The sequence below is a fragment of the Xylanibacter brevis P6B11 genome (assembly GCF_000621825.1).
Lineage (GTDB): Bacteria > Bacteroidota > Bacteroidia > Bacteroidales > Bacteroidaceae > Prevotella > Prevotella brevis.
Genome location: NZ_JHXG01000014.1, coordinates 36276 through 56453 on the forward strand (window position 1 = coordinate 36276; position 20178 = coordinate 56453).

The 20178-nt window shown below is 47.2% G+C and carries 17 protein-coding genes; 1 reads left to right on the plus strand and 16 read right to left on the minus strand.

Translation table 11 applies throughout. The features are described from left to right. Positions 1 to 165: 165 nt before the first annotated feature. Positions 166 to 1917, minus strand: coding sequence for a carbohydrate-binding domain-containing protein (locus tag T496_RS0109035; protein ID WP_027450467.1), 1752 nt, complete (start codon positions 1915 to 1917; stop codon positions 166 to 168). Positions 1918 to 2158: 241 nt separating this feature from the next. Between T496_RS0109035 and T496_RS0109040 the strand changes: the two genes are divergently transcribed. Next, complete coding sequence (locus tag T496_RS0109040; protein ID WP_027450468.1) at positions 2159 to 3079, plus strand: alpha/beta hydrolase; 921 nt, start codon at positions 2159 to 2161, stop codon at positions 3077 to 3079. On the opposite strand, the gene T496_RS0109045 is transcribed toward T496_RS0109040, so the two are convergent. The 15 genes from T496_RS0109045 to T496_RS0109115 form a co-directional block, all read right to left on the minus strand. Continuing rightward, positions 3060 to 4172 carry an SGNH/GDSL hydrolase family protein gene (locus T496_RS0109045; RefSeq protein WP_027450469.1) on the minus strand — a complete coding sequence of 371 codons (1113 nt, stop codon included), beginning with the start codon at positions 4170 to 4172 and terminating at the stop codon, positions 3060 to 3062. The two genes, T496_RS0109040 and T496_RS0109045, sit on opposite strands and share 20 nt — an antisense overlap. A gap of 94 nt (positions 4173 to 4266) precedes the next feature. Continuing rightward, positions 4267 to 6279 (minus strand): cytochrome c biogenesis protein CcsA, encoded by a 2013-nt coding sequence (gene ccsA / locus T496_RS0109050; protein WP_027450470.1) that lies wholly within the window; start codon positions 6277 to 6279, stop codon positions 4267 to 4269. 8 nt (positions 6280 to 6287) lie between these two features. Continuing rightward, complete coding sequence (locus tag T496_RS0109055) at positions 6288 to 7997, minus strand: di-heme oxidoredictase family protein (protein WP_027450471.1); 1710 nt, start codon at positions 7995 to 7997, stop codon at positions 6288 to 6290. A gap of 18 nt (positions 7998 to 8015) precedes the next feature. Next, entirely contained in the window at positions 8016 to 9212 is a 1197-nt protein-coding gene (locus T496_RS0109060) for an imelysin family protein (protein WP_081783601.1), read from the minus strand. 38 nt (positions 9213 to 9250) lie between these two features. After that, positions 9251 to 10570 carry a hypothetical protein gene (locus tag T496_RS0109065; RefSeq protein ID WP_044110964.1) on the minus strand — a complete coding sequence of 440 codons (1320 nt, stop codon included), beginning with the start codon at positions 10568 to 10570 and terminating at the stop codon, positions 9251 to 9253. 325 nt (positions 10571 to 10895) lie between these two features. Beyond that, positions 10896 to 11318 (minus strand): hypothetical protein, encoded by a 423-nt coding sequence (locus tag T496_RS0109070; RefSeq protein WP_027450474.1) that lies wholly within the window; start codon positions 11316 to 11318, stop codon positions 10896 to 10898. 555 nt (positions 11319 to 11873) lie between these two features. Then, positions 11874 to 12269, minus strand: a complete 396-nt coding sequence (locus T496_RS0109075) for a hypothetical protein (protein ID WP_027450475.1) — start codon at positions 12267 to 12269, stop codon at positions 11874 to 11876. A gap of 162 nt (positions 12270 to 12431) precedes the next feature. Then, positions 12432 to 14852, minus strand: coding sequence for a DUF3987 domain-containing protein (locus tag T496_RS13820; RefSeq protein ID WP_052342158.1), 2421 nt, complete (start codon positions 14850 to 14852; stop codon positions 12432 to 12434). After that, a complete protein-coding gene (locus T496_RS0109085) occupies positions 14849 to 15235 on the minus strand; it encodes a hypothetical protein (protein ID WP_155808804.1) in 387 nt (128 codons plus the stop codon). Before T496_RS0109085 ends, T496_RS13820 begins: the two co-directional genes overlap by 4 nt. A gap of 245 nt (positions 15236 to 15480) precedes the next feature. Next, positions 15481 to 15759: a hypothetical protein gene (locus T496_RS0109090; RefSeq protein WP_027450477.1), complete on the minus strand. Its 279-nt coding sequence runs from the start codon at positions 15757 to 15759 to the stop codon at positions 15481 to 15483. Between the two features lie 256 nt (positions 15760 to 16015). Further along, positions 16016 to 16456, minus strand: a complete 441-nt coding sequence (locus T496_RS0109095) for a hypothetical protein (RefSeq protein WP_027450478.1) — start codon at positions 16454 to 16456, stop codon at positions 16016 to 16018. Next, the gene (locus T496_RS0109100) at positions 16453 to 17712 is read right to left on the minus strand and encodes a hypothetical protein (RefSeq protein WP_155808806.1); all 1260 of its coding nucleotides are present in this window, start codon (positions 17710 to 17712) and stop codon (positions 16453 to 16455) included. The genes T496_RS0109095 and T496_RS0109100 overlap by 4 nt, the downstream gene beginning before the upstream one ends. Positions 17713 to 17792: 80 nt before the next feature. Then, positions 17793 to 17930, minus strand: coding sequence for a hypothetical protein (locus T496_RS14965; RefSeq protein ID WP_155808808.1), 138 nt, complete (start codon positions 17928 to 17930; stop codon positions 17793 to 17795). A 140-nt stretch (positions 17931 to 18070) separates the two neighbouring features. Further along, positions 18071 to 19108 (minus strand): virulence RhuM family protein, encoded by a 1038-nt coding sequence (locus T496_RS0109110; protein ID WP_027450480.1) that lies wholly within the window; start codon positions 19106 to 19108, stop codon positions 18071 to 18073. A gap of 131 nt (positions 19109 to 19239) precedes the next feature. Continuing rightward, complete coding sequence (locus T496_RS0109115) at positions 19240 to 20163, minus strand: AbiH family protein (RefSeq protein WP_081783602.1); 924 nt, start codon at positions 20161 to 20163, stop codon at positions 19240 to 19242. Between the last annotated feature and the right edge of the window lie 15 nt (positions 20164 to 20178).

Sequence of the window (20178 nt, forward strand, 5' to 3'; positions counted from 1 at the left end):
AGCCGCTTCACTGTCGGCAAACATGCGCACATAGCAACTAAGCAATGGCACAGCAAAGAGCATGCCCCATACAATCAGGTATATGATATTTTCCTGTCGCGACTGTTTCATATAAACCATACCGTTTCTCTTTTAAAATAACGTATCATGTTACGAAATATTGTTTCAGCGCCAACCGCCACCACCAAAACCAGACCCAGTATTCGTGTAGCTCGATAGTGATACCGATGAACCTCCACTCACACGTCCATCAATCACTCCAATTCCACCCATGCACGTATCGCCGCCTGTCACAGTGACACTTTGCTTCAAAGAGGGTTGTGTACTACCTGATACCACCATTCCTTGTCCTCCACTAGCAGGAGTTAAGAATGAGAAAGTGTTTCCGTCAACTGTCATTGCATACCAAGCATTTGCCGTCCAAGATGAAGTCTGAAAGCAAGATTGTGATAATTGTGCACCTCGTTCTAGTCCACCAACGGCAACGATAGTTCCACCTGTCACGTATAACTTATATCCTCCTTCAGTGTTTGCATCGATTGCAACCTCAGGCGATCCCGAACAAATAGCATACACTACACCACCATTAATATACAGATTGCCATTGGCATCAAGCCCATCGTTATGCTGACCATGCGCATAAACATAGCCACCGCTGACGGTCATCGTGCTCTTTGCATTAATTGCATCATCATAAGCATAGCTTGCCACGTCGCCACCACTTATATTTATCTCTTGTTTCGACTCAATACCTTCACCACCATTACCGCTTGTACGCACCCAGATTCTTCCACCATTGATATTAATAGAACCTTCTACTTTTATTCCTTTGGGCGATGTAGAGTCGCTACTGCTGGTATATTTTCCACCCGTCGTTACGATATAAACATTTCCTCCGTTAAAGTTCGCATCTGTGTCAACACTAATGCCCTTACCACCATAGCCAGTACTTTTCAAGAGTACATCCCCTCCATTTATTGTCAGCGTACTATCAGCTTTTATGCCGGCTGCGCCTTTCACCTCGTTAGTCTCACTGTCATACGAGCCTTTACCTGTGGTAATAACTGTGGTACGCCCACCATTAATTATGATATGACTCTCGCTGTTGAGTCCCTTAGCACCAGCACCAGACACCTCTACATTCAGCACACCGCCATTTACAAAGATGCCATCATTGGCTTTAATACCATGATTATTCGTCGTTATGACCATTATATGGTTCCCCTTATTAAATATAATATAATCTGCCGAGTGTATGCCGTTATTTGTATGCCCTTCTACCTGCAGTTTTCCGCTACCATAGAACAACAGCTTACCTTTTGCATATAGGGCACCCTTATGACTGCCATCAGTTCCATCGCTCAACTGGTTGGTGGTACCATCAGTCACGTAAACAAAGGCACGTTTGCTACTCAGTAAATTCAGAGCTGCCGAATCAGGATTGTGAATACTAACACCGTTCAGTATTACCTCGTATTTCTTTTCACCTAGTACCGTAAGCGATCCATTGCTAGTGGAGCCACTTACCACATAACAGATACCTTTCTGTGAACCGTGATCTGCAATCACATGACCGCCATTAACTATTACCTTTACCCCACCTTCTTCTTTAGCCACAGGATTACTCATATCAATAGTTATTTGCGTAGAGAAAGTATTATTGTCCAACAGATCCTCTGCATCAGGATAATAGGCTTGAGTCGCTGTATTAGGCTCTTCAGCGTTCTGATCTATCATAATGTCAAAGGTTGCGATATCACCCTCCGTCGTCGAACTGCCTACGTTATTAAACATTCCACCACCATTATTCCAATTTGAACCATCGTTATAATAGTCTGCATAAGGGTTATCAGCCGTACACCCTGCTGCCACCATCAGCATGGACCAAATTATCGATTTAAACAGTATCTTTCTCATTGCTTTATAGTTTTTTGTTATAAATGTGTGGTGCAAAGATATTTATTCTTGTTGTATCATCACATTTTATTCAGTCAACAGCCAAATCATTTCAACGAAATGCAGGATGATGAAAAAGAGAGTTCATATGAAAAGCGAAAAAAAGTGAGAACAAAAAAAACAAAAAATACCAGTGTGATTTGGTACATTATCAAAAAAAATATACCTTTGCGATATAGTTTACGATTAAACTACAAGACTAATGAAGAAGAAAGCTATCATCATTGTTTTGACTATTGTAGCATTGCTCATTTTTGCTATAATAGGCGGTAGTTTCTATATGCTCGACTATTCGTTGGCTCCAGATGCCAACAGAACCGACCGTGATTCATGCTTCAGACAGCAGTTTAAAAACTACCCTGAAAGCAAAGTTTGGATGGATTCATTAGTACGTGTTAACGCATTTCGCGACACTTTCCTAACCATGAACGATGGAAGAAGAATGCATGGATTCTATGTAAACAGAGGAAGCCATAAGACTGCAGTAGTGGTTCATGGTTGGCGTGACTGCGCAATTAAGTTCTTATGGTTGGCACGTATATATGAACATGAGTTGGGCTATAATGTGGTTATGCCAGAACTACACGCTTGCGGTGAGAGCGAAGGAGACGCTATTCGTATGGGATGGAAAGATCGTCTCGACGTGAAAGAGTGGCTAACGGCTTTTCTCGCAGACACAATGGTGGTGCACGGTGTGTCAATGGGTGCTGCCACTACCATGATGCTATCAGGCGAACCAATGCCTAATGACATCCATGATCTGCGTTTTGTTGAGGATTGTGGCTATACGTCTGTATGGGATGAATTTGCCATGCAATTGAAGGAAGAGTTTGGACTACCATCATTTCCGCTGATGTATTCTACCAGCTTGCTCTGTAAGTTACGCTACGATTGGAGTTTTGGCGAAGCATCAGCCTTAAAACAGGTTGCGAAATGTCATTATCCCATGCTTTTTATTCATGGTAGCCAAGACTCATTTGTGCCCACCAACATGGTGTACCCACTCTTCAAAGCAAAGCCTGGTAAGAAATCACTTTGGATTTCAGAAGGAGCAGACCACGCCGTATCTTACAAGGAACACAAGGCGGAGTATATAAGTCGAGTCAAAACATTTTTGCGATAGCAGCATCTGCCATAGCCTCGTATGCCTGTTCACTAGGATGCAGATGATCGCCACTATCAAAACCTGTGGCAAAAGCCTTTGGATTTAGCCTATCTCGCACGGAAGCATCAAAATCTATGCAACCGTAGAAGACAGACGACGTACGCAACCACTCATTGAACTGCTGACGCATCTGCTCACGCTTTTCATTATATGTACGCCAGCCCTCTATTGGCAACAAGGTACCACTCCAAACACGCAGCCCCATCGCTTTGGCAGGCTTCACATAGATATCCTCCACGCCACGTATCATCTCTTCAACAGTGGGTAGATCACTCCACGGACGGAAGGGATTTATATCAGTGCCCACAGGGTGTATGATATCATTGATACCATGTTGTATGATAACATCCGTGGCACCGCTGACGCGCATTTCTACAGGAAAACGAGTGGCACCTTTTAGCCCATAAGCCTGATAGGTAATGCAATCGTACTGACGCAAAATGCGTGTACCACTAACGGCACGACGTATCACAGCTATTTCAGAGCCTAAGAGCTTTTGTGCCATATAGTCAGGCCATGACTGAGCCGTAATAGAGTCGCCATAGCACACCACAGCCCTACAGCGGTCAGAAGTAAACACGTCGATGGTGTTCAGAAAGTAGAACCAGTTCGTACGGCGAGATAGATCCAGAGGCAGCTCGTCCGACTCTGCATAATCGCCATAGGCAAAATATCCATGCGACAGTGGTCCCGTAATGAGCGTACCGCTATTCATTTGCGTATAATCCGCCAAATATATGCTTACCGCAATAGTCTCACCACTCTTGACGTTCAAGATGACAGAATCGCTCTGAGTCTCAGTTCCTGGCATCAAACGAACACCCATTTCGCCACCAAAAGTAATGGGTGTGTGGTTCACAAAAACCTTTGTCAGCGTCACAGGTTCTGTACCTGTGAGATTCGAGAAACGGAAGCGAAGTTGTGATCCGTCGAAAGGCATCTGTATGGGATAACGCAACGTGAGGTCTTTCGCATAGCGGGCCTCACGTCGGTCGGTGATAGAAGTAGCATTGCCCCAGCAAGCCACCCATTTGTTATGATTGTCTGTCATCCTTACGTGCAGTCTATCTATTGTTCATATTTTCGGACTGCAAAGTTACACATTTTTTTCTTAGTGACGACAAAAAGCAGAATTAAAAAAGCATTTAAGCATAGCTGTGCATACCCCCTAATAGATAGTTAACACCAAAATAGGTAATCAACACAACTACGAAAGCACCAACGATGTAGATGTGGTAATAGCGTGCATTGCGCATCAGAGGTATCGATGTTTTGTGTAATGGCACAGCATAAACCATCATCGTAATCAGCGCCCACGACTCCTTGGGGTCCCATGACCAATAGTTGCCCCACGACACATTGGCCCATACGGCACCTAGGAAGATGCCAATGGTAAGCAAGAATATAGCAGGATAGAGCAATAGCTGCGAAAGAGCTGTAATACGTTCCAGGTCGTGGGCCCAAAAAGCATAGACACCTAACAATACCTGAAGCGCAAAAATGGAATACGCACACATCACCGTCATCACGTGGATTGACAGTAGAGGCGACTGCAACACTGGCATCAAAGGCGTTAATTGCGTACTGCTGCCTCCCATCATGGCCACCAACATACAGAACGAGGCGATGAGAGGAGCGAAACCCATGATGATATTAAATTGGCGATGTAAGGCTACCGAAAAAAGTACCACCACCCATGCCATAAATAACATAGTTTCTGGACCGTTACTCACAGGTATATGTCCACCCAACCACCAACGCAGAGCCAACTGTAACGTAAGGTATATCAGCAGCATCACGTGAAGAGCCCACAAGGCTATATTAACCGAGTAGCGCCACTTGGTTGTGAAGAGCATTGCCATACACAATAGCAGGCTAAACGTCAGCGAAAGCATGACGGGCCACTTCTGAGCACGCAATGAATTATAGAACAGTTCAGCCTGTGTCTCGCCACCCGAAGGCAACACCTCGCCAACCATCTCTCGCTGAAACAGTTTTATCTTAGCTATGATCTCCAACGCACGTTCGTGCTGACCAGTGACGATAGCCTCTGTCAGAAAGTCCATAGACTGTTTGATAAAGAACTGTTCCTTCACTGGAATCTCACGTGGCAAGGCGTGTGCACCTGGCATATACCAATTTACATCGTGACCAATACGATATGGGAACATCTTTATATACTCACCGCCGTAGAACATCTCCACCACGGCCTGGCGCTCGGCCAGTTTTTTCTTCTCCTTGGCACTCATCGTTTCCTTATTAGGTTGCAAATAAGGTTTCATCGCAGCCTCCCAAGGCATGTAGTAAATCATCCAACTCGTAAACACTTGATCTGCTGTATAGCCGTTCCAGCTGGCGCTACCAGTCAGCTTCATCACAAAGTCGGTAGCCACAGTATTCATTGGACAGATGCGGTTGTTATAAAGAATCTGTATGGTGCCCATGCGTTGGGCTATGTCATGATCGACTACTGGCAGCGGCTCTTCTGCATTTACGCTGACGGCGCACAACAGCAAAACCACACCGGCTACAGCCTTACGGTATAGAGCACGCATCTGTGTACGACGCGAGAACAGCGTGGCTATGATGCCTATCAGCAGTAATAGGTAGCCGCTGTAAGTGATGGCAATACCATAAGGATCATAGCTCACACCCAGCGTCACACCTTCGCCATCAGAATCGTAGCTAGACTGAAACAAGCGATAACCATCAATATTGCCAATATGGTTCATCGAAACGGTCACCTCCTTAGCGCCACAACTAATTACACTCTGATAATCTAATGGAGCATCTGTACCGGGATAGTTTACGATTTGGAACGACTTGAGTGTCAGAATCGTGCCCGACGCCAGCTCGCTAGGAACGTCAATGCGCAGATGAATGGTGTCGCGACGCGCGGTGAGATGAGTCACCAGCGCGCCAACGAGAATCACCACAAAGGCCGCGTGCAGCAGCATCACAGCCAATCGTTTGTAGAGTTGTTGCTGCACCATGTATGCGCAGCCTACCACCGTCATCACTGCCCACAAAGCAGAAAACCACCAGGCTCCATAGATGTGTTGACCCACGAACTCGGTACCTAGATATTTCTCGACAATGGTAGCTGCTGCAATGCAGACAATGATGAGAGGATATAGAATAAAGAGTATTCTTTTCATTATATTCTTTAAATCGATTCAATGAAGAAGATGAGCTGATCGCGTTCTTTCTTCGATAGGCTACGGAACTTTGTAACGGCATTATACGCATCGCTGGTACCGCCCTCGTTTCTGCATCCATGCCACATGATGGCTTCTAGAACGTTGCGCGCACGACAGTCGTGCAAGCGTTCTACGCCACTACCACACTTAGCAGCCAGTCCGCGTCCCCATAGCGGTGTGGTACGACACCATCCGGTACGAAGGTCGTTCTTCATCCACAAACGATGCTGCACAAAGTCAGTATATGGCCAAATCTTCTGGTGAGGATAGCGAGGTAGCTCGCTGTCGTCCTTGAAGAACTTGTTGGGGTCCTGCAGGTGGTCATCGCCAGTCTCCCACGACGGACGGTGACAGGCAGCACAACCAATCTGCGAGAACAATTCCTTACCTTTCTTAAAGTCCTCGGTAGTAGTGTTACGTGCAGCCGGTACGGCCAATCCGCGATGCCAAATGGCAAAGTTCTTAAACTGCTCGTCGGTCATCTCTACATCCTGCTGCTTGCTGGTGAGATAAGTATAGATATCCTTCTCCAAATTACCTGTATGCCATTCAGGATGCTTTTTCAGCGGATCCAATCGAGTGATATATTCCGTAAAACCAGCCTGCACCTCAGGGTCTTTAGACGACTGTGTAGCATAGTATGTGCCAGCCAGGTCGAGATAATGATAGCGACGGTCAGAACGTGTCACATTGGTGATGTTCCAAATGGCATTCACACCAGCAGCATCCATCAACGGTCCGCGCGACATCGCATAAGTATAGCGTCGCACATACTTAGTGCCATCGCCCTGAAGAGAGTTAGAGTAGTAGCTGTTCCACTTGCCGTTAGCCTGATCCCACATAGCAGGGTTTAGGGCGTCTGTCTTACCAATGCTGTTGAAATACTTGCCCTCTTTCTCCCACTGAGCAGTGATGTCTGCATCGGGGATGGCGTCTGTCAAACCTGTGCCATAGATTCCAATGGTAGATTCCAAGCGAACGACTACATCATTATTGTACTCATCTTCTGACAAAATCACGTCGCTGCCACCACGGCCCACAGCAACGGGTGCGTAGTAAGCGCTATAAGGGATGGTCACCTCAGGATAAATCAGCGAGTAAGTCTCGCCATCGGGGAATTTGTTGCCCCACTCGTCGGTATATTCATTCCACGCAATCTTGATTTGGTTCTCATCAATAGGAGCCTTGAATGGCTTCACTGCAACTGTCTGAGGCATACCAGCCACCGAACGAATATAGGCATTAGTGGTTTTATCATAGATCACTAACAGATAACCATTTCGGTGATTGTCAGCCTTATACTCTGTCTGACGTGCACCATGTCCATAACCAGGGTGACAATACAAGCAACCGCGACGCACAAATACAGGTCCTAGTCCGTGGAAGGCTCCATCGGTGTTGGTGTTGTAGTCTTTCTCAAACAAGTACTCACCCTCGTTGAAGGCAGTCATCATGCCTGCATCAACAACAGCCTTGGTAGGCTGTTCAAAGGCGGTGGCTGTGTTCACAGCGGTGGTACCGAGCTGTCCACCGGCATAGTAGTCCTCAGGGTAGTCAGTGGCTGTTGGGTCGCCGATTTCCCACGTCAGTGGTTCAACGGAACCATCACTGCTGGAACATCCAACAGTGATGATTGTAGATAACAGCACACTACCAAATAATGATAGTCTCTTCATATAATGATATTTAATTAATTATTTTTTAATCTTCACAATGCTATTATACAACTTCTGTGCATTATCAGCCAACGTGCGATAGGTGGCCAGTACGACATTATCTACATAGTTCTCATTAATCACCTTGCACTGCTGCTCAACAGTGGCGTTGCCGGCATAAGCTTTCAGAGTCTCTGCCATTTCATCCAGCGCAGCATCCAGTTCACCCAGAGCCTCGATAGCATCACTGCATGAGGCATCAGAGTAGTTAACGGCGAAGGGAGCCTTCATAGCCTTGATTTTTGCCAGGGCATTATCCAGTTTTGAAACAGCTGTATTAGCCTGAGTCTTCAGTGTGGCATTGCCTGCATTCTGACAGAAGTATATCACAGAATTCTGGTTAGGCGTCACGGCGTTCATGCTACCATAAAGTGCGTTCTTGCATGAGATGATATTGTCGTAAAAGTCTGTAATAGAGTTATAGGCATAAGGAGACTCGATGTAGGTGGCATCTTGGCCTGTGAAAGGCAGTCCTATTTTCGAGTCGCCCACCTCACCGATAATATCCTGACAACCCGAGATAATCTCCAGTGTAGCATCGAGAGCAGTGGCCCAGTCGCCAGTTCCAGGATTCTTGAAAGCGCGTCCGAAGTTCTGAAAGCCATCCAGTGCACCTTCCACATCGCCATCGTCATTAATAGAGTTGTGTGTAGCCACATAGTCGAGTGCTATCTGGTGGCGCTCGGCATTACTCTCCTTCGAGTCCCAAGCAGCCTCGAGTGTGGCAGTAGCATGATAGAGGTCTTTAGCCACGGCACAGATATAGTCATATTCAAGGTTAGTGATCTGGTTGATGTCACGTGGTGCCCCCTGTCGGAAGAGCACATATTCCAATCCGTGATAGCCAAGAATACCTGAGTTAGCCGTCTTGATAAAATTGTCTAAATTACTCATCGCTGTTGCGTCACGCAGCACATCAGCCAAGTCGTTGGCTGCCACCGGCCAAGTGTCAGTATGTGGATCGATAGAGTACACATCAGCAGCACCAAAGAGGAAAGCCTCTGTATTTTCCCAATTGGCGCGTGCCACCTTCCAGTCGTCGCAAGCCTGGTTCAATGCAGCTTGAGTACCATTGACGATTGTTACATCGGCTTCATCGTCGTTTGAGCAAGAGATAAAGCCCGTAGAAATGACGGCAGTCAAAGCTGCCATTTTCAAAACATTGTTTGTTTTCATTTGTTGTATTAATTATTAAATTTAGAAAGATTGTCCGTTTACATAAACCATCCGGTATAAGTCACACCGATACTAACGCTAGGCTCGTTGTTATAGGGCTGTTTATACAGCGGGCTGTCGGCAGCGAGACCACTATTATTGGGCTTTTCGAAGAAGCGGTAGGCGTATTCAGCCTTCAGCGTGATCTGTTTCACTGGCGAATAATTCACACCCACAGCCGCACGATAGCGCTTGGTGTGTTTATACATCGAAGCATAGGTGCCAGAGGCCATTGTGTTGTAGTGTTCGAATCGTCCGAAGAGCCACAAAGACTGCCCCGCCCCAGCCTGACGTCTAGTCATCAACGGCATCACGTTATAGCCAGCCTCCAGTGCATAAGCAAGTGCATGACTACCTATATTTGTGTAGTGATGAGGGTTGCCATCCTGATACTTATGGTGTGTCCAGTTGGCTTGATTGTAGGCCGAAATTTCGTCAGCATCAGCAAAGTGAGCATAATCCACATTTCCACGCACAAGCCAGTTCCAGCGGTTCAGCGTAAAGTCGAGCGCCACGATGCCCAATGCTCCGTGTACATCGTCATACTTGGTGCCTGGCGTGCGCAGCGAGTTGCGGAAGGTGTAGCCATAGTAGCCGCTCAATCCTAGTCGCAGTCCCTTTACCATATAATTATCTACGCGCGCAGCTACAGCATAGTTGTTAGCCACCTTAAATTCGTAGGGGCTAGTAGCACCATAGTGCACAAAATCCTCGGCAGTGAAACTCTCGCTGTTCAATCCCGACAGCAGTTGTGCCTCGTATCGCCATCCATTCAGTCGGCCCCAGAGCGACAGTCCCACCTGGTGCCACGTGTTGGGCAGAATAGTGGACTCGCCTTCAGGACGATAGACACCAAAGAACTGGTTCGGTTCGTGGTGCGCATTGCTATAGCCCACAGGCACGATAATCTCGCCCATCTTCACGTTGAACTTACCACCGGCAAAAGCTTTGTTGATCCAGAACTGCTCGATGTTCACCTCGCCGCCCTTCTCAACCTCAGCCTCATACTCGCCAGCCTCTTCAGCCTCGATCTCTACAGCCGTGCCATTGCCTCCATGTTCAAATTCGATCTCCGATCCCATGGTCCAACCATGCCCGAAGTCATAGCCCAGGTTCAGCACCACATGAGGTAAGTCGAAACGCCCGTGACTATCGTCATTAGCATAGTTTTCTGGTTTCTTATAACGGTTAAAGCTCTGGCTATAGAAATTACGAGTCATCACAGCCTCGCCATAGCCGCCAATAGTTAGTTTTTTCTCTTGTGCTGCAGCGCTTACACACGACAGCGCCAGCACAGATGTCATCAATAATGTTTTCATGCTTCCTTATGCTTTCTTATGCGTGTCAATTTCGGCTGCAAAGGTAAGCTGAATTAAGATTTGTTACAATACCTAAAAAACGTGATATTTTTTTTAGGTATCCAGCGTCAGCTAACCAAAATCATGGATTTTCTAATATTTTTTAAGATAGGACCCGACGGATGGGTGAAAAAGAAATAGCCCCTCCCCTCCCATGTAGGGGAGGGGTCGGGGGTGGGGTCAGTGTTGTTCTAACTGCCAATGGAGATACAGACCCCACCCCTGCCCCTCCCCTTCTTGCGTCCCTTCGGTAGCAAGCGAGCAGAGCTCGAGCGGAAGGGAGGGGTCACTCCATCCTCATCTCCCACCCTCGCAACACGGCGAAGGTGTCTAGTGTGGCGTCAGCCCCATTCTCCTGCATCGCCATCGCGAGACCTAAGGCTATCCATCGTCCCGGCTTGTCGCTCGGTATGCCCAGAGGCTCGTTGGGGTCTATGCCCGTGAGTCTCGACACGTTGCGGATATACGCCTCCGTGTTGTTCTCGCCTGGCGGCGCCCACCGCCTGATAATGTTTCGGATGGTAAACAGCCGATACGTGTGGTAGTACGTGCGCGTCAGCAGCACGAAGGCTGCGCGCCAGCCATACGCCATTGTTTCAAACTGACAGAACGCTGCGTCTGTCTGCTGGGCTCTCAAGCCCTGCCACTTATCCTTAGAACGACGAATGTTCAAAGGATTATTATTTCTGATTCCTCTTGGTAAACTCATTTTGTTTAATGTTTATTGGTTATAGCCCTCCTACCGAATGAAGCCTGCTTCGCAGGGAAGGTATAGCTCGACGACCGACAGGGAAAGTCAAATTTTTCAACCTGTGCGGTTGTTTTCTTAGCTTGAACCTTGCGCAGCCCCTCCCCTCCCATGTAGGGGAGGGGTTGGGGGTGGGGTCAGTGTTGTTCTAACTGCCAATGGAAATACAGACCCCACCCCTGCCCCTCCCCTTGAAGGGAGGGGAGCTTGTGAGCTTAGCCTGCTTCGATAGTGCAGAAGATTAGCCTGCTTCGCAGGGAAGGTATAGCTCGATGGCCGACAGGGAAAGTCAAATTTTTCAACCTGTGCGGTTGTTTTCTTAGCTTGAACCTTGCGCAGCCATTCCCCTCCCATGTAGGGGAGGGGTCGGGGGTGGGGTCAGTGTTGTTCTAACTACCAATGGAGATACAGGCCCCACCCCTCCCATTCTTGCGTCCCTTCGGTAGCAAGCGAGCAGAGCTCTCGAGCGGAAGGGAGGGGAGTTCAGCGGATGCTATACTTCCCGCCGTAGGCGGTTCAAAGAAAGGGGTTTCTTTTCTTCTTTTTATTAATATTAATTGATGTACTGTTCGGGAAGACCTCGCTGTAAGCACGGTCGAGCGCTTTCAGATTGACCTTCCAACAACTGATGCCCAGACTGACAGCCACGATAGCCCGCAGGAGTTCGCGATGACGGCGCGGATAAAGACTGGGCACGGGCAGCTCGTTCCAGCCCTCCTGCGGCTCGTCATCGACCACCGCCATGTGGCACACCTTCCAGATGAAGTCGTCGGTAGCCTCGGGACCAAACCACGCCTTCAGCACGTTTCTGATGCAGAAGCGCTTATACTGACCTCCGAAGAGGCGCCTCGTGCGCTCCAGCTTTCGCCAGAGCACCACAAAGCATTCTTGGGTGTTTTCGATTTTGACCATTTTGACCATTCTGACCTTGATATTTTCAATATCGAGACTGCTCACACTCGGCAATTGATGCAAGCATCATTGCTCTCGCTTAATCGCAGCCTTGACCATTTTGACCAAAGTGCACAATAGGGTCGGTTCTGCTGTGCACTGGGTCGGTTCCGCTGTGCACTTTTATCCATTCTTCCTGTACTTTCCATCCTGTTCCAGCACTACCAGTCCCTGCTTGCGCCAGTTCTTCAGCATCTGTCGGACGGTATTGTGAGTCACGTTGGCACCCTTCACCGCCACCGAGTGCTGCATAGCCTGCTCGAAGGTAAACTGCAGGTCCAGTCGCTCGAAGATAGAGTCGTTCTTACCACGCTTCTGGCGGTCGCCATTCATACCACCTGCATAGTCGCGACTCATAAAGGCGTTCTCTATGCGGTCGCGGAAGAAGTAGAGCGCATTCTCCAGCAGCGAGTCGGCTATCACGTCGTAGGCCTCCAGCATCGTGGGTGTCTGCGCCTTCATCAACAGAACCTTCCACAGGTCGGGCTGCTGCTTCAGCTGAGCCTCGGCACCAGTCAGTCCGTGCTTCTGAATCAGCTGTTCGCACACCTTGCACAGCATCAAGCAGCAGGTCATTCTTTGGGCTGTGACGCACACACGGAAGCGCTGACGGGCACGCGTGCGGTCGTCGTTCTTCATCGTCTCCACGCGGATGCGCTCCACCCACTCACGACCCTTTGCCTCCAGTTTTGGCAGCACCACCTCGCCATACATCAGCGGTAACAGATGAGCTATCTGCCGGATGCGCTCGCGCTGGCGGTCGGTCAGCACGTGGGGCTTGTCCTCAAGCGGTGCAAAGGTATTGTCGGGTGTGCGGGCAACGGCTATACGACTCTGGAATCCGTCGGTATAGTTGTTCACCACACGATAGAGTGCATCGGGGGTGCCACACATACACACGTTCCAAAGCAACTTGTCTATATGCACGTTCACCGCATCAGCACTGCGCGCTTCGCGCTCGTACTTCGTGCCGTCGTAGCTTTGGCGCAGCATCACGGAGAAGTCGCTCATCGTCGATTTCCACTTCTGTGCCACCGTGTCGGCCTCGGGCGTGAACGAAAAAGCGTGCTTGCCCTCCGTATTAGCCAGTCGCTCGGCCAGATTGGCAACGGTATTGTTCAGCGTCAGACAGCGCACCGGCAGTTTCGGTTCCTCGGGCTGCTCCTTCTTATTCTTCGCCGCCCGCTTCTTGGCGCGCCACTCGTCCTCCTGCATCTGGTACATCCTGTCGAGCGCAGCCACCTCGCTCATCCAGGCCTCCACCACAGGGTCTATCGAACCCTTACCGCTGGCGAAGTCGCCTGCGATATAAGAGATAAGGTTCAGTCCGCGCTTCTTACCATGCACATCCAGCTGCACCCCCGTAGCCAGCGTACCGATACAAGGGCAGATGGCCGTCACCACCGGCATAGCCAGCTGAGGACCAACGGCATCAATTGATTCGCGGATGCCCTGCGGCATTCTGCCTAAGCCCCCTAAGTTAGGGGGTTGGGGGTCTGAACAATCGTCATCATCAATTCCGTCGTTCAGCCCCCTGTCGTCCCCTCGCTCGGCTATGCCGCTTTGCTTTGCAAAGAACTTAGGGGACATAGACAGCGCATTCAGCACATTCCTCAACCTTGTAGGGAACCCGTTGAACTCCGAACTCAGCGCGCTCTTGATCTTCGCCCGCTTCTCTTCTGGTGTAAAACCGTCGTAGCAGGGAATCACCTGGTCGAGCCATTCAAAGTTACGTCCGCAGATGTGGCGAAGGTCGCAGGCCAACTGGTAGGTCAGCGTGTCGCGGTCGCCCTGCGTGGGTTCAAACCCTCGGTTGTTCACCTCCCAATACTTCGCGATGATGTCCGTGAAGGGAATGCCGTGGTAATGTGTCGGGAACTGTTTTCCCGAAGGTTCAGGGCTGACGTCTGAGGGCAGAGAGTTTCCATCTTCCATCTTACCTCTTCCATCAAGCAACCCCTCTTTCACACTCGCGCTCACATTCTCCTCAAACAGTCGCTTGTCGGGGCCGTAGAGCACGTAGCTTCTCGGTACGGCGAACGAGCCGCGAGCCAGGTCTTTTGTCTTAGAATCATCGGTTACGCCCAGTTTTGCAGCCAACCACTGTTTCGACTGGTCTATACGCTCCGTTGGCTTCAGGTGCGCGAACTGACTCGGAATGATATACACGATGCGCAACCCCTTACCCGAACAGCTCACGTGTACCAATACTATCAGATGCTCCAGTTCCAGCTGCAACAGCGTCTGCACCAATCGCTTCCACACCTCGCGCGGGTCTTCGCCATTCAGTTCGTCCAAGTCCAGATAGGCCATATTCGTGGGTACAGCACTCTTAGCGTGTCGGTGTCCGTCGGTGTAATTAGCCATAAACATCAGCAGCGGCAGTTGCTGCTTCAGCGTCTTCGCCTCGTCGCTATCGTGGTCCACCTGGGTCAACCTTTGGCATACCTCGGCCACCTCCGGCGAGTCCAAAATCCCGTTCAGCGTTTCCTCAGGGCAAGCCAGCACTTGCGCCGACTTGCCATTCTTGCAATACGATATCATAGTCTGTAACCCCTTCCTTTAATCAGTTCACGAATCACCTTCTGTGCTATCGCACTCGCTTGATGCACCAGCTTCTCGGGCAACTGCTCCAGTTGGTCCTCATCTAACGAGAAGTAGAAGTACCAGCGCTTGTCCTGCCCCTGTGACAGCGAAGCGTTGTCATCGCGGAAGATGGCCTTGTTACGCGTGCGCTTGGGCTTCTCCGTCATATACACGTTGCCGTCGCGCTTGCCCTCCACCTTGAAAGTTCCTGAGAACACCCCTATCTCAACATCCTCGCAGCACATGAAGTCTGCCGTCCTGAGTCCGTTCTCCAACATGCCGATGGTCATCAAACCATCCAGCGAAACTTGTCTCTTTGTAGAAAAAATAATCTTTCTCATAACTTTGAATTTTTAAGCGAGAAGAAGTTTCAGATTCCTTGGCCATTTACTCGAGAATATCCTCCTCACTTCAACTCAAAGGTTTGTTGTTTTAAAAGCCTGCTTCGCAGGGAAATTTTTCAAAATTCGATTCAAAATTAAACATGATTATATATCCCTTCGGCTTGTGTCAGACAAGAAAAATAAAATGAAAAATTTTGTTTCCAATTCTGGAAAATTTCCCGCCGTAGGCGGCCCCAAAATAATTAAATCTTCACAATATCAGTAGCAAGAATCTCTTGGAACACCTGCCCCTGATACTCGTGTGTAGAGAAACGAAGGGTGGCCGCAACCACATCACCTTCGTAGAACCTGCACGCCGCCAGATTGCCCAGCATGACGCACACATACTCGTTTTCAAACTTCGAGTCACCCAGTTCGCGCAACACAATGTTGCACTTCTGAATGCTGCCCGACTCCTGTTTAGAACTCTGTACGCTGAAGGCCTCGCCCTGGCGTACCACTTTCAAGATTTTTGTTTCCATTGTATCAATAAGTCAAAGACCGTATCAGCGAGTGAAGAGCGAAAGCTCAAATATCACTTTGTCGTTGTTCGACGATGCAAAGGTAAATACTATTCTTCGCAGTTAGATGGCTTTGAAAAAGGCCTTCTCCAACATTCTCTGCCTTTTTCTAAAATTCTCTATTATTCTCCGTTCTGCTCTGTGAAGGGCACAAAAAAAGCACCAGAACCTTATAGATTCTGATGCTTATACCGACGCTGCAATCTGCTCGTGTCGTTTATCTCTTATAGTGCTTCATGAATGTCTTTAGAGCATATCCCTCGGTATCGGGCATTCCCAATCTCACAAGTTCATTGTACGCCCTCTCGGCATTCTGCGGAAGTAGCACTTTCTTATCATCACTCAGTTGCGTAAGATACTTGCAAATCTCTTGTATTCCCTGACGAGCCACCAAACGCACTATCTCGTCGTGAATCTGCCACTCTTGATTAGCATCCACCGACGGATGAATGAAGAAAGTTGGTTTACCGTTACGTTCCTTTGCCTCCTGATGAATAGGATTGTTAGTTGTCACCACTTCTGCGTCAACAACAGGACTTTCCTTAACCTCACTATTAGTAAGCTTCTGAACGTTGCCGAAGTAGTTGTGCTGTTCCTTCACGTACCCGTTCATCTGGGCACCAGGCATTACATTGATATTTATTTTCGGTTCGTTCATGCTGAAATTTGTTTATTAGGGAGAATATTGTTATTCATTTGCTGTTGCACTATACCATTCACGTTCGATCCTGGTTGTGCCGTGATATTCATTGATAGTTGTAACTCTTGCTGCTGCTTGGCAAGGATTTTCTGTAGGATGCTCTCTGAATGAGCTTGCCAGGCTGGATTTACCTGTAACATGGTGTTCAGAGGCATATAAACACTAAGGGCGGTGCCAGATGGGAATATCAGCAGTCTTTGTTCAATAACATCAATAGGTACAGAAGCATTCACTGCTGCACTCAGTTGAACAGCCATCTCTTGGGCTTGTCTGTTCATCGTTTCTTGAGTACTATCTAGTTCTACCCTTATCCTGTCTATCTCAGATTCCAACTCGTGATAGCTTGGCATACGGTGCATATTGAGCATGTTGCAGAATTCTTCGGGGAACAGCACTTCACAAAGAACGTCCAAATCAGCTGACTGTTGCGTGTTATTCATCCGTTTCTCAATTTTATCCAAAGCCCTTGTAAGGCTTTCACGTTTTGTCCCCAATTCAACAAGCTCCTCGAAGCGTTCCTTTAATGGAGCGTGAAACAGATGCAGGAAAGGGTCAAAGTCTTGCTGACCACCAACAACGTATTGAGCTAACTGGGCAAAGTTAGTGTAGTTTAGCCCTACAATACGTCTTACCATCACAGAATATACTGTACGCAGAAAAGCCCACTGCCGAGAAAACTGTTCAAGCAACCGCATCTTATCCTCCAATGATTGTTCCGACATCATAATCATCGTGAAAGCATGGAGCAGACAATAAAAATATCCTGTCTCTTTCACACCATTACGAGTACCTTCCACCTCCATACGGCGCAGTTTCTCGTCAAGCAGAGCGCGCAGTACTTGCCAGTTAGTTTCATATCCAGTCTGTCCCAAACGTGACAATAGTGACAGTAATGTACGACTGTCGTCTCTTTCTATCCACGCCTCTGTAAGTTTCATGAGGTCAATCTTTCCCGTAGCCCATTCACCGAAAAAGTCATCTCGATGAGCTACAAAGTCTATAAAACTCCACGCTTTGTGTGACTCGAATGTCTTCCAAAGGTATTCCTCGTAAAAATTCTGCATCTGCTCGTGAACGTAACTCATCATGCCGTTGGCAATCATCACTTCCACGTCCTGACTCATTTGCTTAAAAGTAAACCATTCAACGCTGTCGTTACTTTTAATCTCCTCACGAAGCATTATAAATATATGTTGGTATCGTTCTCTATTCATCTATAATCATCGTTTTTACTTCTCTTCGATTTGTTGTAATCTGTCCATAGCACCGCCACTTCTTCTAAAGTGCATTTTTTTCACTTTGGAGGCAGTTCATCGCTCAATTTTGCACTTTGGGGCACCTTCCATGCCTCGCTACGCTCACGCTGCTGCGGCTCCCCTTGGCGGATGTATTCATCCAAGCCCTGAATGGTGTATTTCTGTTCGTCGCTCATATCATTATATCGTTTTTATTCCGTTCTTATTTCGTGACTCCGTAGATTCGTGAGTCCTTGTTTCCGTAGATCCGTGACTTCTTCTTACATCTTACTTCTAACATCTTACATCTTATTATAGTATGGAAAACACGAAAATGTTACATACCACCCTTGCTGCCTTTCTTCTTGGTTTTCTTCTCAATGAGTTTGATAGACTCTAGATAATCCTGTTCTACTGGCGACAATGTCTTCACTTGGAATTTCCTGTACTCAATTAAAGCCTTATTCATTGCTTCCTCATGAGATACAGAGCCTGCCCCTTCCAGCAGTTCATCGCCATTGGCAGACAAGATGTTGTCTAACTGACGAACATAGTCTTCCATATACATAGGTCGATGACGAAGGGCCTGAGTCTCTGCAAAATCAAAATATCCAGAAACGATGTTATTCAATATCTTCAGTTCCTCAGCCGTGAGATAATTCTTTGCAATCTTAATATCGTTAATGCAAGGCAATTCACCTTTGAACGATGTCAATCCCATAAAGGGTTTGTCAGCATCCGCACGATCATAAATCACCTCTGCAGCCGTATGTCCGTGAGCTGCATAGTGCAGTTTGTTCTGCACCATCTTAAAGAATAATCTCGACGCATCTGTCCGTGGGTCATAATCAACACTGGTGGCATAGAGGTCAAGCACCTGTCTGTACATCACCTTCTCAGATGAACGGATGTCACGGATACGATCCAACAACTCTTTCCAGTAGCCCCCACCACCAAGATTCTTCAGTCGCTCATCGTCCATCGTGAAGCCCTTGATGATGTATTCCGCCAGCCGCTCTGTAGCCCACTGACGGAAGCGAGTGCCCACAATAGACTTCACCCGGTAGCCAACGGAAATGATGACATCGAGGTTATAGAGTGTCACTTCTTGACTCTGTGTCTTCCCTTCTACAGCACCATGTTGAGTGGTATGTCGGAATTTCCGACATACCTTCTCTCTTTCCAATTCTCCTTCCTTGAAGATGTTAGAGATGTGTTCTGTTATCGTTGATCTGCCCTTACCATACAGCTGAGCAATTTGTTCCTGTGTCAGCCATACGGTTTTCTCCTCCAACCTGACATCGAGCCTTATTTTACCATCCTCTGACTGATAGATGATAATCTCTCCTTTGTTATTTCCTATTTCTTCTTTCATATCTCGTCTTACTTCATTTCTACAACGTTTTTATTCTTTGCTTTATTATCGCATCAGCCATCATACCTCAACCATCAGCCTTCTATATTATAGTATGGGAAACTCGAAAATGTTACATCATATTTGTGATGTCACTTACTAATACTGTTTAATAACCCTTCAAATATCGTTTCTGTTTTATTTTTCTGACTGTCATCAGTATATATAAAATCCACACGGTTTGAATTAAACAGAAGCTGTAAATTGATTTTCGCATCAAGCAAATTACTCTTGATATTTATTTCTGATTCAGTGTCTTTAGTTATAAACACTACACGTTTATTTATCATTTGAGGATTTGCAAGATTCGATATTTGTTCAAAAAGGTTTTTAAAATATACCCCATCGATATAACCTAAAGACAAACCAAAAAAAATAATTGTTTTAGCCTGCAAAGATTCCGTAACGATATCACTTGATTGATAGTTCTCGTCCATCGACTTTTGAAGAGAACGATATTCTTTTGGCACATTAGAATCATCATGAAAGCCGAATATAATATTATTTCTTTCAACCATTCCATGTACAGGAGTGTATCCTGCTTTCACACTAGGATCAATATCCAAAAGGACTTGTAATAATGGAGTATAATTATAAGAAAACAGTCTAATTGGGAAAAAATGGGTCGCAGTTGTATTTCTTTTAGCTCTAACATATGCTTCTAGGAGTCTATATGCATGTGAATCTTTTTTCACTGGATATTTTGAACCTTCAGTTATAAAACATGCTAATTGATCCTTAAAGGTATTATAATCTTGAATGTCTCTATCAAATTTATCGGTATCATCTTTCGAGAAAGGGTTCTCGGATCTATGCAAGGCATACTCATGCAGGGTGCGTTCAAAGTCAAACCAGTTACCAGGAACTTGCTTAATAACATATTGGAACAGATCGTCTTCATCCCTTCTATGCATTTTCCAGCCATCATGTTTTATATAAAAGGATTTATAGCTGGTATCCCATCCTAAATCCAAATCGAAACCATTTCCTATGACAATTACTGTTTCTGTATTCATAACACTTCCTTTTTT

What these genes read in the sequence shown, in the direction of transcription:
- T496_RS0109085 (WP_155808804.1), bottom strand. Translation starts at nt 15,235, where the DNA reads ATGAGAAAGATTATTTTTTCTACAAAGAGACAAGTTTCGCTGGATGGT.
- T496_RS0109035 (WP_027450467.1), bottom strand. Translation starts at nt 1,917, where the DNA reads ATGAGAAAGATACTGTTTAAATCGATAATTTGGTCCATGCTGATGGTG.
- T496_RS0109045 (WP_027450469.1), bottom strand. Translation starts at nt 4,172, where the DNA reads ATGACAGACAATCATAACAAATGGGTGGCTTGCTGGGGCAATGCTACT.
- T496_RS0109055 (WP_027450471.1), bottom strand. Translation starts at nt 7,997, where the DNA reads ATGAAGAGACTATCATTATTTGGTAGTGTGCTGTTATCTACAATCATC.
- T496_RS13820 (WP_052342158.1), bottom strand. Translation starts at nt 14,852, where the DNA reads ATGATATCGTATTGCAAGAATGGCAAGTCGGCGCAAGTGCTGGCTTGC.
- T496_RS0109100 (WP_155808806.1), bottom strand. Translation starts at nt 17,712, where the DNA reads ATGAATAGAGAACGATACCAACATATATTTATAATGCTTCGTGAGGAG.
- T496_RS0109095 (WP_027450478.1), bottom strand. Translation starts at nt 16,456, where the DNA reads ATGAACGAACCGAAAATAAATATCAATGTAATGCCTGGTGCCCAGATG.
- ccsA (WP_027450470.1), bottom strand. Translation starts at nt 6,279, where the DNA reads ATGAAAAGAATACTCTTTATTCTATATCCTCTCATCATTGTCTGCATT.
- T496_RS0109090 (WP_027450477.1), bottom strand. Translation starts at nt 15,759, where the DNA reads ATGGAAACAAAAATCTTGAAAGTGGTACGCCAGGGCGAGGCCTTCAGC.
- T496_RS14965 (WP_155808808.1), bottom strand. Translation starts at nt 17,930, where the DNA reads ATGAGCGACGAACAGAAATACACCATTCAGGGCTTGGATGAATACATC.
- T496_RS0109040 (WP_027450468.1), top strand. Translation starts at nt 2,159, where the DNA reads ATGAAGAAGAAAGCTATCATCATTGTTTTGACTATTGTAGCATTGCTC.
- T496_RS0109075 (WP_027450475.1), bottom strand. Translation starts at nt 12,269, where the DNA reads ATGGTCAAAATCGAAAACACCCAAGAATGCTTTGTGGTGCTCTGGCGA.
- T496_RS0109060 (WP_081783601.1), bottom strand. Translation starts at nt 9,212, where the DNA reads ATGAAAACAAACAATGTTTTGAAAATGGCAGCTTTGACTGCCGTCATT.
- T496_RS0109110 (WP_027450480.1), bottom strand. Translation starts at nt 19,108, where the DNA reads ATGAAAGAAGAAATAGGAAATAACAAAGGAGAGATTATCATCTATCAG.
- T496_RS0109070 (WP_027450474.1), bottom strand. Translation starts at nt 11,318, where the DNA reads ATGAGTTTACCAAGAGGAATCAGAAATAATAATCCTTTGAACATTCGT.
- T496_RS0109115 (WP_081783602.1), bottom strand. Translation starts at nt 20,163, where the DNA reads ATGAATACAGAAACAGTAATTGTCATAGGAAATGGTTTCGATTTGGAT.
- T496_RS0109065 (WP_044110964.1), bottom strand. Translation starts at nt 10,570, where the DNA reads ATGAAAACATTATTGATGACATCTGTGCTGGCGCTGTCGTGTGTAAGC.